The 15,367-nt window shown below is 59.9% G+C and carries 14 protein-coding genes; 4 read left to right on the top strand and 10 right to left on the bottom strand.

Going from position 1 to position 15,367, the window contains the following annotated elements:
• Positions 1-220 precede the first annotated feature (220 nt).
• Positions 221-1,792 carry a methyl-accepting chemotaxis protein gene (locus tag LPB072_RS17670; protein WP_066085719.1) on the bottom strand — a complete coding sequence of 524 codons (1,572 nt, stop codon included), beginning with the start codon at positions 1,790-1,792 and terminating at the stop codon, positions 221-223.
• 883 nt (positions 1,793-2,675) lie between these two features.
• Entirely contained in the window at positions 2,676-3,032 is a 357-nt protein-coding gene (locus LPB072_RS17660; RefSeq protein ID WP_082876724.1) for a rhodanese-like domain-containing protein, read from the bottom strand.
• A 367-nt stretch (positions 3,033-3,399) separates the two neighbouring features.
• Between LPB072_RS17660 and LPB072_RS17655 the strand changes: the two genes are divergently transcribed.
• Complete coding sequence (locus LPB072_RS17655) at positions 3,400-4,428, top strand: TRAP transporter substrate-binding protein (protein ID WP_066085725.1); 1,029 nt, start codon at positions 3,400-3,402, stop codon at positions 4,426-4,428.
• Between the two features lie 223 nt (positions 4,429-4,651).
• Here the strand turns inward: LPB072_RS17655 and LPB072_RS17650 are convergent, their stop codons facing one another.
• Complete coding sequence (locus LPB072_RS17650) at positions 4,652-5,497, bottom strand: hypothetical protein (RefSeq protein WP_066085728.1); 846 nt, start codon at positions 5,495-5,497, stop codon at positions 4,652-4,654.
• 116 nt (positions 5,498-5,613) lie between these two features.
• Positions 5,614-6,411, bottom strand: coding sequence for a MipA/OmpV family protein (locus tag LPB072_RS17645; RefSeq protein ID WP_066085730.1), 798 nt, complete (start codon positions 6,409-6,411; stop codon positions 5,614-5,616).
• 421 nt (positions 6,412-6,832) lie between these two features.
• Between LPB072_RS17645 and LPB072_RS17640 the strand changes: the two genes are divergently transcribed.
• Entirely contained in the window at positions 6,833-7,789 is a 957-nt protein-coding gene (locus tag LPB072_RS17640; protein WP_066086339.1) for a chemotaxis protein, read from the top strand.
• Positions 7,790-7,902: 113 nt separating this feature from the next.
• On the opposite strand, the gene LPB072_RS17635 is transcribed toward LPB072_RS17640, so the two are convergent.
• Both LPB072_RS17635 and LPB072_RS17630 read right to left on the bottom strand, forming a co-directional pair.
• Complete coding sequence (locus tag LPB072_RS17635; RefSeq protein ID WP_066086341.1) at positions 7,903-8,889, bottom strand: YcjF family protein; 987 nt, start codon at positions 8,887-8,889, stop codon at positions 7,903-7,905.
• Between the two features lie 232 nt (positions 8,890-9,121).
• A complete protein-coding gene (locus LPB072_RS17630; RefSeq protein ID WP_197508853.1) occupies positions 9,122-9,595 on the bottom strand; it encodes a YHS domain-containing (seleno)protein in 474 nt (157 codons plus the stop codon).
• A gap of 244 nt (positions 9,596-9,839) precedes the next feature.
• On the opposite strand from LPB072_RS17630, the gene LPB072_RS17625 reads away from it, so the two are divergent.
• Positions 9,840-10,139 carry a hypothetical protein gene (locus tag LPB072_RS17625; protein WP_066085732.1) on the top strand — a complete coding sequence of 100 codons (300 nt, stop codon included), beginning with the start codon at positions 9,840-9,842 and terminating at the stop codon, positions 10,137-10,139.
• Positions 10,140-10,494: 355 nt separating this feature from the next.
• Here LPB072_RS17625 and LPB072_RS17620 read toward each other — a convergent pair whose 3' ends face one another.
• From LPB072_RS17620 to LPB072_RS17610, 4 genes are all read right to left on the bottom strand, one after another.
• On the bottom strand, positions 10,495-10,923 hold the full coding sequence (locus LPB072_RS17620) for a hypothetical protein (RefSeq protein WP_066085735.1): 429 nt from the start codon (positions 10,921-10,923) through the stop codon (positions 10,495-10,497).
• Between the two features lie 61 nt (positions 10,924-10,984).
• The gene (locus tag LPB072_RS23540) at positions 10,985-11,260 is read right to left on the bottom strand and encodes a hypothetical protein (protein ID WP_157559349.1); all 276 of its coding nucleotides are present in this window, start codon (positions 11,258-11,260) and stop codon (positions 10,985-10,987) included.
• Between the two features lie 49 nt (positions 11,261-11,309).
• Entirely contained in the window at positions 11,310-12,593 is a 1,284-nt protein-coding gene (locus tag LPB072_RS23250; protein ID WP_157694110.1) for a helix-turn-helix domain-containing protein, read from the bottom strand.
• 302 nt (positions 12,594-12,895) lie between these two features.
• A complete protein-coding gene (locus LPB072_RS17610) occupies positions 12,896-14,749 on the bottom strand; it encodes a N,N-dimethylformamidase beta subunit family domain-containing protein (protein WP_066085740.1) in 1,854 nt (617 codons plus the stop codon).
• Positions 14,750-14,983: 234 nt separating this feature from the next.
• Here LPB072_RS17610 and LPB072_RS17600 point away from each other — a divergent pair, with 234 nt between their 5' ends.
• Entirely contained in the window at positions 14,984-15,355 is a 372-nt protein-coding gene (locus LPB072_RS17600) for a nuclear transport factor 2 family protein (protein WP_066085746.1), read from the top strand.
• The last annotated feature ends 12 nt before the right edge of the window (positions 15,356-15,367 follow it).

Here is a 15,367-nt window from a genome sequence, read left to right as displayed (position 1 = left end):
GTGTCGTGCGCAACCGCAATGGCAGGCAAGCCACATGGGTGCGGCGATCAGCGGCGCGGTTTGCTGCAAGCGCCTGCTGAGCGTCCCGCAGCGCCTTGCCGCCGGGACACGGTGGAGCGACCCGGCATTGGCTCCGCCAGAGAGATCCTCCCGGGCCTCTATCGAATCGAAGGGATCGGCTCTTTGGTGTGGATGGCGGGCGAGGGTACGCGTCAGATGCTCAGGCGAATTTGAACTGCTCAACCAGTTTTTTCAAACGGTCTGCCTGCGATTGCATCGAGCTTGCCGCCGCAGCCGACTCCTCTGCGAGCGCGGCATTTTGTTGCGCACCCTCGTCAAGCTGCTTGACGGACGCGTTTGCCAGGCCAATGCCCTGGCGTTGCTGCGTTGCCTCTCCTGAGATCGATGCGATGGTGGCGGAAACCCTTTGCACCGAGGCCATGATCTCACTTGTTGCACTGCCGGCGCGCTTGACGTGTTCGCTGCCCGCGACCACCCGTTCCAGGGTCGCTTCGATCAAATCCTTGATCTCTCTAGCGGCGGTGGCGCTCCGTTGGGCCAGGCTGCGCACCTCCGATGCAACAACGGCAAATCCCCTGCCTTGTTCACCTGCGCGAGCGGCTTCTACTGCCGCGTTCAAGGCAAGGATGTTGGTTTGAAAGGCGATGCCATCGATGATGGCGGTGATCTCTGCAATCTTGCGTGAAGCCGCGTCGATCTCGTCCATGGTTGCCACGGCCTGGCCAACCACATGGTCACCTCTGGAAGCTGCCGTCTGCGCTTCGGTGGCCAGGGCGTTGGCGGAATGGGCCGACTCGGCCGACTGGTCTACCGAGCTATGCAGAAGGTCGAGCGCGTGGATGGCACCATGCATGTTGGCCGCGGTTTGTTCGGCTCTGCCACTCAGATCCTGACTGCCCTGGGCAATTTCGGCGCTGGCCGTGGCGATATCGTCGCAGGCTCTGTGTACGCCCATGGCCAATTCCCGTTGCGCCACCCGCATGGCCTCCAGGGACCGGGCCAGAACGCCCAGCTCGCCCGTGAACTGCGTGTCAATCGGGCATGACAGGTCGTGTCGAGCCAAGCGCTCCGTCGCGGTCACGGCGTTGGAAAACCCTCGCGTCACATCCCGTGTGATGCGCCACGAGGTAAAGGCCCCAAACAACAACGCTGCCAGACTGGCTCCCAGCACCAGCCACTGCTGTGCATTGGACTCAGTGGTGGCTTGATCGGCGGCCTCCTTTTCGGCTTGAATCTCCCAGGTTGCGAGTGCGACCAGGGCGTCTGACCATGCATCGAACCGGGTCGACAGCTTCTCGGCATCTTGGGTGATGGCGATTGAAATCGCGAAAAAGACCGCTGTCTCGCCTCGGCCTTCACCTTCTTTTTCACCTTGCTGGATGATGGAAAAACTCTCCAGAGCATGTTGCCTCACCGCCGCCATCATGGCCGAGACTTTTGCATCTTCCATTGGCAGGGCTTCCTGCACAGCCTTCTCTGATGCCACATAGGTCTGCCAGCGGTCACGCACACTCTTCATCAGGACTTCGCCCTGGGACAACTCGGCCCCGCGAAGGTTGCGCAACGAAGACATGAAGCCGTCTGCACTGCGTTCCATCTGGGTGACAGCGGCGCTGCGGGCCCCCCCGGTGACGACCACCTCCTGCAGCGCCAGGTTCAAGCTGCGAATGCTCATCAGCGATTGAATGGCCACGCAGGCGAGCAAGGTCAAAACGACACCAAACCCCAGCGTCAAGCGCCGACCCAAACTGATGTGGGAGAGAAAATTCATGGACAGACCCTGTTCAGACAGTGGAGTGGATCACGGACACAACGTCGGTGCCTTCAGCGCCATAGCCCGGCAAGGCAACGGGCGCAACCTCTGGCTTATCGGCAGTCTGAGCGAAAAACCTGAGCGCAAAAGCTCAATTTGCGCAGTGATCTTCGGGCTGCTCTGAACACCGGGCCCGTTTGAGCGAATCGATCGGCAACCGGCCCACCTTGTTGAACAGGCGTCTGGTCCTGCGACGGTGCAGATCGCGGGCCGCTGCCCATCCTCATGTGGCCGCTCAACGCAGGCGAAAAAAAGCGCAATCGGCATCGCCGTTTGCGCCTTTCAGGGTGAAGCGGGCTCAAGGCCCCGCTTCTTTGCACTCAGTCTGCTTCAGGGCACCTGGGGTTCTGGGATGCCGGCGCATCCATCTTCCAGGGTCAACGGTTGGGCGGGGGTGCCTTTGACGTTTTGGGCGGCGCCTGGCCTGACGTTGTTTTCTGCGCGGTTGTGGGTCAGCGAATTACCTGGCGCCGCATCGTCACCGTTTCCCCATCCGTTGTTGCGGGCGCATCCACATTGACTGCCGCCTGCAACGTGGCGTATTTCGAGGCTTGAAAGGATTCGCATAGGTTTCTCCAAAAAAAATTGAACACGACGCCTACACTGCGGTTGGGTTTGCAGATGGGAAAAGGACAACGTCGTTACATAATTTTACGCCTTGGGCGGGGGTTGTCAAATGACGGCCAGCGCGAATGCATGTACTTTTTGAGGGAAATGCATTTGCCTTGGGGTGGAGGGCGTTTCCTGCCGACGCTGGGATAAAGGCCGTCTCCCGGCTTTTATCCGTTCGTTGGTATGGCCTTGCAAGGAAGTGGGTGTGCGCCGCCATGAACAAGCCCGGTCAGCGCAGCAGGTTGCTCCATTTTCCGATGTTGAATACCTGGCTGTAGCCGTTCTTCTTCAGCAACAACTTCGCCATGCCGCTGCGCGTTCCGCTGGCACAGCAAAGCACCACCGGCGCCGTTTTCGGAATCTCCTGGAGGCGATTGCCCAATTCCCCCAAAGGAATGTTGAGCGAGCCGGGGGCGTTGCCGCTGGCGAATTCCGCTACAGAGCGCACATCAACCAGGATTGCGCCGTTGGCTTTGAGTTCGGGCAACAAGGCCATCACCTTGCGCGCGTTCCACCACTTGTAGCCAAACCACATGGCGACCGCGATGAGCGGCCAGTACTGTTTCAAGAAACCTTCGAATTCCATACAACTCCTGGCGGTGGTGAGCCTGTGAAAGCACTTGGTGTAGAAATCACATCAAATTACACCCCGGAGTATCCACCATGCCGGCTGTGATCGTCAGCCGCAGCCTCCCCTGAGGTGATTTTCCCCGACTCCTACGGCCTTTTTGAACGCATAGGGTTGCGTCCCGGCAAGTCCGACAAGCCCGGCACCTTGAGCCCTGGGCCAAAGCCCTCAGATGGGATCTGACCGCTTCGCTCCATCCATCAAAGGGTAAATACGTATGTTCCGAAATCGGCTAAATGATTACAAACGATAACCAATTCAGCAGCGACCGGTGGGTGCCTTCGCCAACCGCGCTCATGGGTTTAAATTCAGATTGGAGACTGGCATGGGTACGTTGAAATTCAAGATCGCCTCCCTCGTTCTGGCTGCATCGGCCAGTTTGGGTGCCTCCGCGCAGGAGGTCACCCTGCGTTTGCATCAGTTCCTGCCCGCTCAGGGAACGGTTCCTGCCAAGGCGCTGGCGCCATGGGCCAAGAAGATTGAAGAAGATTCCAAGGGCCGTATCAAGGTTCAGATGTACAACTCCATGCAGCTCGGCGGCACGCCACCGCAGCTCTACGATCAGGCCCGTGATGGCATCGTCGACATCGTCTGGACGCTGCCTGGCTACACCCCGGGCCGCTTCCCCAAGTCTGAGGTGTTCGAGCTTCCATTCATGGCCGGCCTGTCGGCTGAGAAGACCTCCCGCGCGCTGTGGGACTACGTTCAGAAAAACGCTCTGGACGAATACAAAGACGTTCACGTGCTCGCCTTGCACACCCACGGCCCAGGCTTGTTCCACACCAAGCAACCGGTGACCGGTCTGGAAAGCCTGCGCGGCATGAAGATTCGCGGTGGCACACGTGTCGTCAACAGCATGTTGACCAAGCTGGGTGCCACGCCTGTGGGGATGCCGGTGCCTGCCGTGACCGAGGCGTTGTCCAAAGGCGTGCTCGATGGCACCACCATCCCTTGGGAAGTGGTGCCTGCCTTGAAAGTGCAAGAGCTGGTGAAACACCACACCACCTTCGCTGGCAACCGCGCGCTGTATGTGACCACCTTTGTGGTCGCCATGAACAAGGGGGCTTACAACAAGCTGCCAGCCGATCTGAAGAAGGTCATCGATGACAACTCGGGTGCCGAATTCAGCGCCATGATCGCCCGCACCCAGGACGTGGGCGACGAAGTCGGTAAAGGGCTTGCAGTCAAGAACGGCAATACGATCAGCGAACTCGACGCCGCCGAGGTTCAGCGCTGGCGCAGCACCGCCGCCACGGTGGAATCAGAGTGGATCAAGGACATGCAGTCCAAGAACGTCGACGGTGCCAAACTCGTGGCCGAGGCCAAGGCGCTGATCGCCCAGTACGACAAGTAAGACCGGTCTCACGTTTCCAAGCAAAGGGTGCCTCGGGGGGCACCCTTTTTTGTGAAGGAATCTTGTCACAGGCTTTGAAAGCTGCCTGGCCCGGTGCTGTGGCCTGCGCGAAACCACGGGGTCCGTCCGGGCACCGGAGCGCCGCAGCGATATCTGGCGGAACGCTGGCAGAACGCGAATCCACCCCCCTTTGAGGGTGTGCTGCGTTGCTCGCGGCGTTCGGTCAGCGCAACCCCCACATGGCCTCCACCGCCGCTGAGCCAACCGGGTCGTAGGCCGCCAGGCCGGCGCGGTCAAAAGGCTGGTAGTTGATGCCGACAAAATACGCCGCAGACAGCTCGGCGAAGTACTCAAGCTGGTTGACCGTGGCATAGGCCTTGGGAATGGACTTGCCCGCCAGGTCTTGCACATTGAGGTAAAGCCCGGCAGCCCGGGTTTTTTGCCAGGCGCTCATGAGCGGCGGATGCTTGACCGGCCAGTTGCGCAAGTGCCAGGCATGTGCCATTTCATGCAAGATGGCTTTGCGCGTCCACAGCTCGCTCAGGTACATCAGGTTGGTGGTGCTGTAAACCACGATGCCGTCTTCCCAGCGCGGGTCGTAGCCCTTTTCCGCCAGCCGTGAGCCGCGGGTCACAAACCGCATCCCGCTTTTGTGTCCACCCTGGGTCGATGTCTCCCCGAGCATCAGGAAAAAATTGGTGTCTCGGTAGGCGCCGCGCGCATGGGCGGGCAGGCTGTTCAGAACAAAGCCCAGATGCGTCAAAAACTTCCGGCAGGCCCGGGCGCTGAGTCTGGACTTTTCTGCGCCGGGTTCGCTTTCGTAAAACGCCTTGGTCGAGCCCGTGCAGCGCTGGTACTTGCGCGGGGGGCTGTTGTTGAAATTGACGAACGCCTTGGCGCTGTCGCCCGATCCGCTGCTGTTGGTCTGGGCCCAGGCGGCTGGTCCGCAGAGGCACAAGAGCAAACCCGGCAAGGCCTTCTTCATCAACTTGCGCTGGCGGGACGGGTGTGTCTTGCTGGGCATGCTGGAGGCGCCATGGTCAGGCGCGGGCAGTGGGTTGCTGTTCATTTCATTTCGAACGGCTGCTTCCGGGTGTTGCGGCTGCTTTGGTCAGGCGGGCGCAGACGGGGAAGCCAGGGGGTGGGCCTGTCCACGCATGCCATCTGGAGCGTCTCGGGAAGCGCTCAGAATCCAAAGACATAGCCCAGACGCACGCCGGCCACCGAGCTGCGGCTCACCAGTGGGCTGTCCTTGATCGGCGCACCCAGTGCGGTGACATGCACATCCACGAAGACCGACTGTTGCTGGGTCAGACCATAAAAAGCGCGCAGGCCGAGCTCGGTGTTGAACGATGCTTTGGGGGCGTAGGCAGCGCGTGCGGCTGTGGCCTCGTCGGGCCTCACGCCGAAGTAATAGTCAACATAGTCGCGGTCTTGCCAGACCAGCGCCACCCGGGGTGCCAGCGCCAAACGGCCCAGGCGCAAAGGTTTTTCGGCCACCAGCCTGATCTGCTGCCCACCGCTGTGACTGGCGGCATCGGTCAGCCACTCGGTCGACAGCTGGCCCAGCGGGTGTTGCCATTCGGCCTTTGCGCCCAGCCAGATGCTGCTTTTTCGTGCGTCCATGCCAGCAAAAGTGACCGAGTCGGACGCTTTGTAGCCCGCATCGAAATAGCGCGCGCGCAGTGCATAAGAGACCGCACCCGATGAAGGCAGCTTGAGGTCGAGCACCGGCCCGGCCCATCGCACGTACCGGTTCTCGAAACCCAGCAGTGGCAGGTAGCGGCGGTTGTCATCAGCCCCGTCGTAGGGCGAGGTTTCGGTTCCAATGAAAACCCCTGTCGACCAGCTGGATGCGGGGCGTTCGGCTGGTCGCTCCTGTGCCCAGGTGGCGGATGCTGTCAGCAGGGCCGCCGTGCAAACCAGGGCACTGCGAGTGAAGCAGCGAGTCGGCCGTGCGTGGAATTCGGTGGTGTGGGTCATGGGGTGGTGTGTTTGTTGGGGATGGGTTCGATCCTAGTGTCATTCAGAAAACCGCACCGCGTGGGCCACATTTGCCGGCCCAGACTGCGGCCGCTTGAGCCGGGAGCGGGTTGGCCTGGCCGCTTCGGCCACCACTCTTGGGCGTGAGCCGCGGGCCGGCAGGAAACGGTTGAGGGCTTTGGCGTATGGCTACCCTTCGGAGAGGTGCTGGGTGCGCTTCAGGGGGCTTTTCACATGCACCAGCCGAAACCTTCAGCGCCGGGACGCTGTTGGCAATTCGCGCCATCCGGTGCCTTCGGCCCACATCGTTGGGTCGGCCTTCAGCGCGGAATAGCGGCCTATTTGATGGGTTCTTGTTCGGTTAAGCGAATGGCGATGGCCGATATCCTGAATGAGTCTCAAAAACTTGAAGCATCCCCACATGACCACTGCGTTACATGACGCCGACGAGCGCACCAACCTCGCGGGCAACAACAAGTTTGAGTTGCTGCTGTTCCGCCTCGGGGAGGCGCGCGGAACAGCCCGTCGCGAGCTGTATGGCATCAACGTCTTCAAAGTGCGCGAAATACTGGTGATGCCCGAGATCACGGCCATTGCCAATGCGCCACCGAACGTGCTCGGCATTGCGAATATCCGCGGGCAGATCATTCCTGTGATCGACCTGCCAGCGGTCGTGGGTTGCGTGCCCAAGCGAGGGCTCACCATCTTGATGGTGACCGAATACGCCCGGACCACCCAGGCCTTTGCGGTAGAAGAAGTCGACGAAATCGTGCGGCTGGAATGGGGCAATGTGCTGGCTGCAGACGGCAAAGGCGGCTCATTGGTGACCAGCATCGCCAAGCTGGACGGCGACGCTGAAAAGAGCCGTCTGGTTCAGGTGCTGGACGTGGAGCAAATCTTGCGCAACGTCATGTTGACGGTGGAGGAAAAGATCACGCCGCAGTCGGTTGGAGCCTCTGTGAATCTGCCCGAGGGAGCCATCATTCTCGCGGCCGATGACTCGCCGGTGGCGCGCATGATGATTGAGCAGGGCCTGAAGGCCATGAACACGCCCTACGTCATGACCAAAACCGGTCAGGAAGCATGGGATCGCCTGCAAATGATCGATGCCGAGGCCAAAGCCGAAGGCAAAACCGTGCAAGACAAGGTTGCGCTGGTGCTGACCGATCTGGAAATGCCCGTGATGGACGGTTTCACGCTCACGCGAAACATCAAGCAAGACCCTCGTTTCAAGGCCATCCCGGTTGTGATTCATTCATCGCTGACGGGAACAGCCAACGAAGCCCATGTGAAATCGGTCGGTGCCGACGCCTATGTGGCCAAGTTTGTGGCCCCCGAGTTGGCCGCCACCATCCGGCAGGTGCTGAACCAGGCCTAACAACGGAACGGAGCCGCACCCGCCATGCCGTGTTGTTGATGGGGGGCATTCACCGGCTCCCCCGGGGCGGCAAGGCGAGGGTGATTTGCCGTCCGGCCCCGGCAGTTGGGCAATCAGGCGGCCGCGTTGCCGCGCACCATGGCCAAGACCTTGCCTGCATCCAGCGTTGAAGCCGTTTGCTGGATCTGGGGCAGGTATTGCGTTTGCAGTTGCTTGGACTGTGAGAGCAGGCCCTGGAAGGTCTGCTGAAGCAGCGCCGTGTTCATGACGCGCCCGCCTGCGTAGTAGCGTTTGGCGAGCTGGCCCAGTGCGTAGGTGGTGGCGAAAGAAAATGCCATGCCGGTGGCGGCGCGGCCAGCGCCACCCACCAGACGCCCTGCCACTGTGCCCAACAGCCCGCCAAGCAGCTTGCGCCCGAACTGTTCAATGTATTGTGATGTCATGCCCACGCCAGCCGCTGCGATGAACTCGCGGATGTGGCCCTGGTCAAGCTCCACGCCATGCGCCTGGCCGATGTTGAAGACCAAACGCACCTGCAGCGGAATGATGGCCATCGACGCCCATGACTGGGGCAGCAACTCCAAGGCGCCGTTGAGCAGCGAGGCATTGAGAATGAGCTTGTCCATCTCGGCATCGGTGAGGGAACTGGCGATCGGCCCGCTCGCCGGCGCGGCGGCCGCTGCCGCAGGTACGGCGGGAGCGACGACTGCCAGTGTGGAGGCCGCCGCCACCAGATTCGCCTCTTCTTGCTCGAAGTGTGCCGTGTCTGCCTCTCGCAGGCCCAGTTGCCCTTTCAGTTCAGCCAGAAAGGCGGTCTCGGCCGGCGACTGGCGACCGTCGGCGTCGCACACACACACGGCCATCTCGTAAGCGAGCTGCTTCTGGCCGGGCTCTGACAGGCTTTGTACCGCCGTTTCAAGCGACACGCGTTTGAGCAGCACATCCTGGTAAAGCTGCGCCAGTCCTGCGCCGCCAGCCTCATGGCCAAACGAATCGGCCATGCGCCGGATCGCCTCCCGCTCGGCATCGGCCTTGTTGCCATCGGCAAAGGCCGCCAGCAGGGCAATGGAAAGAATCGCTTGTTGTTCCTGGGTGTTCATTGGGGCTTGAAGGGTTGGGGATGAAGAAGGGAGGGGCGAGAAGAAGTGGATCGGCCTCAGCGCCCACAGTTCCTGGCCGCCGCCTGCAGGCCCGGGCCAACGGCGTTGGTTCCCGAAACACAGGTCTGAAAATGCCAGCGGCGTGAAGGCAGGGGGCACCACCTGCATCGGCTTTTGTCCTTTCATTCTCCCGAAACCCTTGCAGATCGACAAGCGGGAAACTGGCTTCGCCTCAGTTCTTTGTGAGAACCGTGGCCCACGCTTTGGCGGCCTCCTGGTTGTAGGCCTTCCAGTCGCCTTCCATCCAGCGCTTGCGGCCTCTTTCAGCGTAGAAAAGGTGGAGCTTGCCACCAAAAAATTCCCAGACCGAGCCATCGGTAGGGATCAAGCCTTCGTCGCTCGCCAGCGCGTTGGAGCAAAACCCGTTGTACTCTGGCACAAAAGCGTCCGGGTTGGCCGCGAAAGTGTCGGCGCTTGTTTTTGAGGCGAAGCGCCAGGTTGCACCCAGGTGCTCGACCTCAAACCGGTCAACGCCTTCAATCACCTGATGGGTTGATCTCGACCTGGCATCGAAGTACGACACCGTGTCTTTTCCGCCGATCGCGGTGTTGCCAAAAAAGCCGGTGCTGACGGGCTCGGCGGCAAAGGCCGGCGCCATGAGCGCCAGAGCGATTGCAAAAGCAGAGATGGATTTTCCAGGCGACATGATGTGATCCGGTTCATTCGTCAAAAAGCGAAGGTGCCGTTCTTGGTCTATGGAGGGCAGGAAGTCTTACACCGCTCGCGGCGAGGCGCAGGCTTCACAGCGGGCTTGTGCTTTCCGGCCTGTGCACACCACCGGAGGCCTCAGGGGGGGCGAAATGCGCGTTGCCATATCTGGCCCCATTGCCGCAGAATGAAAAACGCTGCTTCGAATCTTTCCAATTCCGTTTCACTCTGGAGTGCTACCTATGCGAACACGATCTGCCTGGTTTCCGCTGGCCACTGTCTGTGGCTTGATTCTCGCTGGCTGTGTCACGGCATCGCCACCCAACCCTCGGGATCAGGCGGTGAACCAGGCCTGGGAAACCTACTGCAACGCGGGCTATTGCGAGGGCGCCCGCGGATCCATCGTTGAAAGAACCGACAGCACCCTGACCGTTTCGATCAACGGCAACGTTCGTTACATGACCTACACCGTCAGTGGCGGACCTGCCCACTACGAAGCCCGTGTCACCCCGACAGCAGATCAGGGCCGCACCCAACCCTGAACCTTCACGGGGCTCTTTTTTGGCCTGTTCTTTTGAAGGAGCGATCCTTCAGGCAATCAGGGACCCGTTCAAAAGCTGCGGGTTTTGAGCTGATCCTGGTTGTGATCCGCGTGTCTGCTCGCACAGCAATGGCCAGGAAGCCCGGCAAATCCCAGAGGGGCGACGCACAGGCGGTCAGCGTTTGCGCGATCCTTTGCCGAGAGGCGCTCAAGCGAGGACTGGAACGAAGACCCACGTCTCAGGCAACGCAACGAGGTGCAAGAGATATGGGCATTGCAAGCGTTGGCGCAGCCGGTTTCGGCGGCATTGAGGGCTGACCACCAAACACCGTGGACTTCATCGGCCTTTGCAGGCTTCAGGTGACGATGGATTGTTTTTTGACGAATTTGATTGATGAAATGGATGTGCAGCTTTTAATCAATCTGCCATCGTTTGAAAGAAAAACATGCTCGTACTGGGAGCTTGTGGTTTGAGTTGAATTGGGGGCAATGCGAAACTGCTGGGTAACGGTGTATCCGATGGCCTGGCCGGCCTTGTTGAATGCTTCGTAGTAGAGGATTGCAGATTTCCGTTGACTTGTGGTGTTCTTGGCGGTGACCACCAGATGGCATCCGGTAATGCCTTCTCGAAAGACCGCGCTGACGATTTCGAGTCCCGATATTTCTCCACCAGAATCTTGGGAATCACCCGATCCGCCGCCACATGCAGACACCGTCAGGACGAATAGACCGAGGATCAGTTTTGGGATGAATCTCATTGGACTGGCATTGACTTTGTTGTACATATATTGTCCCAGTGGTTGTTGTAGATGAATTGCTGATGGAAACTGCTGCTGACTTTCGAACTCATTCTCCGGGTTGTTTGCACTTCACTCGATTGAATATGATTGCACAATGGTAAAATTTTCCATTGTTTCTCGCTTCATACGTCGTGTATGGAAATCCGTTGTCAATATTCTTCACAGAGGTTACGGTGCGCGTTGACCCAAAATATTTGACCGTCTGATCCAGAACGGATTCTTCACCTGTGCCTTGTTCTGATGGGCCTGACAGTGTGGAGCATCCAGCCAGTAAAACCGGAATGGCAAAACAGATTGAGAACAGATGGAAAGCAATTTTCATGATGTGGCGTCCGGGCTTGTTTGTGTTGAGGGGTGACTTGGGCACGGCTTCAGCTTGAAGGGGCTTGCGGGAATCGCTCGCTGTACATCTGCGCGATTTTTTGCCTGATTTTTAGCGGGCTGGTTTTCGAAACATTCGATCCCGTTGTGTGGAAAATTTCAGCCGGCGCAGCTTTGGTATGGGATGCATGGTGTCCGATTTTTTCCATTCCAAAATCTCTGCATAGAGCTTCGCCCGAGTGCGTATGGGCAACGGTTGCAAACTCGGAAAACAGAATGCCCTGGCTCGCGGTTCTCTCCAGCTCCATGAGAAAGGAATTAATCAACTTGCCGCCGGCTCCCATGAATCGGTGTGTGCTATGTATTCCAATCATGACCATGTACAGCTTGAACGATTTGCCTGGCTCAAGAAAGGTGGGATGATCCAGCATTTCTGGTGTGATCTGCGAGTCTCTTAGCTGGCCAATTTTGACCAGATCAAAATATTCATCTTTTAGATTTAGATAATGCCAATACCCAACGATCTTGTTCCCGTGCGTCAACAGTTTCCAGGTCGATGGGCTTGCTTGAAAGATGGGGGCCCATTGTTCAATGGTTCCCTCCTCCAAAGTGCTCATGTTGGGTACCAGATCGAAATCTATATCAACCAATTGTGCAAGAAGTCCTGATTCATCAATCCCGGAGGCTGCCAAATAGTCATTCCCTCGTATGAAATACCGGTCACCTTCTTTTAACTCTCGGATTGTCCATTCAAAGAACCAATCGTCCAGATCCTTCTGAGAGACGGCATATTCGGCTTTGATTGCAGCGAGAACACTGGCGCTGCCTGGCTTGCTCCGACCCCTCTCCCATCTGGATACGGTGTCTTTGTCAACGCCAAACAATTTGGCCGCGTCCTCTTGACCTAGACCTCTTGCCTCTCGACGGGCTTTTAGTTGAAGTGACAGTAGTGGAAGCAATTGCGGTTCTCCAAGTTGAGAGCGTCCTTGCCAGCCATCTTCTGACGGTGGACATGTTCTGGCAATACCGAGTTGATGCCGAGTTGATGCCGGGTGTTTCTGTCGCTGCGCGAGTCTGCTGCCGACCCCAAGCGCCGCCCAGCCCCACCCAACCCAGGCCCTTGGCACCTGCATCCCCTTTAACCCGCAGCGGCAATGCCACCTCGCATGCAAACTCGGCGGTACAAAGCCCTGCAAAACTTGCATTCCGGGCGCAGGGTGAATGTCATTCATTGGAGGGGGATCAAGGAGAAAAGGCAATAGCTGGCGTTGCTGGTCTTGCGGCCTGGCAAGTGCATTGCCAGCCAATGGCTCAATGGCTGGTTCAAAGGTCACTTCAACGCGGCTCCGATTCGCGTTCATTCTGAGCAGACGTTCATGCGGCAGAGTGGGCTTGGTGTACTTATGCCCGCTGCAGCGAGCGGGTCGAGGTGCAACCAGTGGCCGAAACACCGCACATCTTGAGCGCATCGGATGCGGCCCCCGGATCAAATGGATGGCGATGGCGATGGCGTCAATGGCAAACGCCAGCGGTGTTCCGGGCTGCCCGGTGGGAGAGGGCGGTGCACAGCGTGTGCCCTGGAATCCGATGCCACGATTGGGGTCGACCGGACGAGCTGCCGGCCATTCACAGCGCGCTATGCGCCGCTCTGCGCGTCCATGTCGCGGTGGTGCAGGTCGAGCCAGCGCAGCCGGTTGTCGCGGCCGGCCATGAAGAGCATGCCGCCCACGACGGCCAATCCGCGGGCGCCGGTACAGGCATGGATGTCGACCCAGTGGAGGCTTTCTTCAACAAAGTCAAAGCTTGTTCGCAGCAACCGGTTGGTGCTGGTGGCCGCATACAGCACGCCGTTGTATGACGTCAGCGCCGTGATCGCCGCTGTGGCGGGCAGGCGGCCCCTTGCAACCAGCTGCCAGTCGTGTGAGGCCGTGCGTGTGGCGGGTCTGGAGTACAGCTTGCCGTCTGAAGCCACGGCATAGAGTGTGCCGCCGCTCGCACACAAGGCGCGCGTGCCGTTTGGCGCACCGCTGCCGATGGATGACCAGTCCTGTTCACTGTCGCGTGGCCAGCGCCACCACAGGATGTTGCCGCGGCTCACCGCGTAAAACGCTCCGCGATCTGCGGCCATTGCAGTCACTTCGATGGCATGGCCGATGCATCGCCACGGCGCGTCGGCCAGTACCGGGTGCCGGGACCACAAGTCGTTCGCCGTGTCTGAGACGTAGAGCTTGTTTTCCCAGGTCATCATGGCGGTGACGTTGTTGGCATGTCCCACCTCGTCCCATCCAAAGGGGAGTCTGGTGCGCAGCCTGTTCAACACGTTGCGGGTGATGGTGGCGATGGCGGGCTGGTTCAGGTGTTCGATCCAGTCGGTGGAGCTCGCCGAGAACACCGCACCGTGGCGGACCGTCAACGTCATCGTGGCCAGCCCGGGCTTGGCCCAGTCGTGCATTTCAGCCGATGCCAGAACCGTCGTGGAAAGCGGGTTGCCCTCGGTGGTGGTCACGCGCGGGTAGCCTTCTTCTTCCATCACGAAGGGCGCCGCATCGGTCTCATACGTCATGAAGGCTGGCATGGGACTGCTCAAGCCCGCGAAAACCCAGTGCCCCGGATAGTGCACTGCGTAAGCCTGGGCTCCGCCGCCCCAGGCGCCGTAGTTCCAGCCCACGCCAAGCATGGTGTTGGGCGGCCGATGCACCGGCGGTTGGGCAAAGGCCACCGTGGTCTCTGACAACTCGGTGTGCGGATCGGCTCGCGCATTCTTGTAGCAAATGAGGGTGCGGCTGCCAGCGAAGCGCACCTGGCGGTAGGCGGTATTGCCCGATAGCGAGATGAGGTTGCCGCCGCGCGCGATGAAGCCTTCTACGGCATCGCGCATCTGGCGGCTCCAGTATTCGACGTGCGGTCCGATCAGCAGGCATTCATAGGGCTCTAGCAAATGGGTTCCCGCGTGTAGATCGACGGTAGAGGCGTACTCCACCGCATATCCGTTGTCGCGCAGCCAGGGAATCAGCCGCGAGAATTTTGACGTGGTGCTGATGGGCGCCAGCGGTCGGTCGAACGACACCCGTGTCGCGCGCGGGTTGGCGTACATCCCGGCGCCGCCAACGGTGTCGTAGAGGTAGGTTTGCGGGGTGATGTGGTCGATGCACAGCAGCACCCTCGAAGTGCTGCCGGGCTCGCGTGCTCGAACCACGAAGTCGAATACGGCTTCACCATGGACCCGGACAAGATACAGGCCCGAGGCCCAGCTGCCGGGCACCCGAAAACCCGGCGAGAGCGCTACGGGTGGCCACGCATGGTTGCCTGAGAGATCGGCCGGAAGCGGATGGTTGCCCACCACCACGCCCGTGGCCGTGTAGAGCGCACGCTCTTCACCCACCCGCTCAATGGTCAGGGTGTGGGCGCCGGGCGAATCGCTGCTCAGGTGAAAGTCGACACGGGCGCCAGGCAGGGCCGATACGGTTGATGGATATCCTTGGATGGCCATGGCCGCAGATTACCGGTGCGCCGCGGCGCGTGCTTCCCCCAAAAGGGGGATCGAAATGCGCGCCCGTTTGACTTGCGCTGACTTCACGGGCCACAAGCTGGGCATGACAGGGGCATTCAATTCGATGGGCGCCTGCCCGCCAGGCACGAGGCCCCGTTGATTGACCTTGTACGGCAGGCGGCGTACGGTTGGCATGCGACGGTTCGTCGCCATGCAAACGCGAAAGGAAGAGACATGAACACCATGGAGATCGCCAGCAAGCTGGTTGAACTGTGTCGGCAGGGCAAGAATGCCGAGGCGCTGGATTCGCTGTATGCCGACGATGTGGTCAGCGTCGAGGCCGCCGTGCCCCCGGGCATGGACCGCGAGGCCAAAGGCCTGGACGCCGTGCGAGGCAAAGGCAAGTGGTGGGAAGACAACCACGAAGTTCATTCGGCATCGGTCACAGGCCCTTGGCCGCACGACGACCGGTTTGTGGTCGGGTTCCAGATCGACGTTACCCACAAGCCCAGCGGTCAGCGCATGAAAATGGACGAGGTGGGTCTCTACCAGGTGCGCGACGGCAAGATCGTTCGTGAGGAGTTTTTCTACGACATGGGCGCCTAGCGCACGCGGCCC

The organism is Hydrogenophaga crassostreae (assembly GCF_001761385.1).
In the GTDB taxonomy this organism is placed as follows: Bacteria; Pseudomonadota; Gammaproteobacteria; order Burkholderiales; family Burkholderiaceae_C; genus Hydrogenophaga; species Hydrogenophaga crassostreae.
This window is presented reverse-complemented; position numbering and strand designations above follow the sequence as displayed.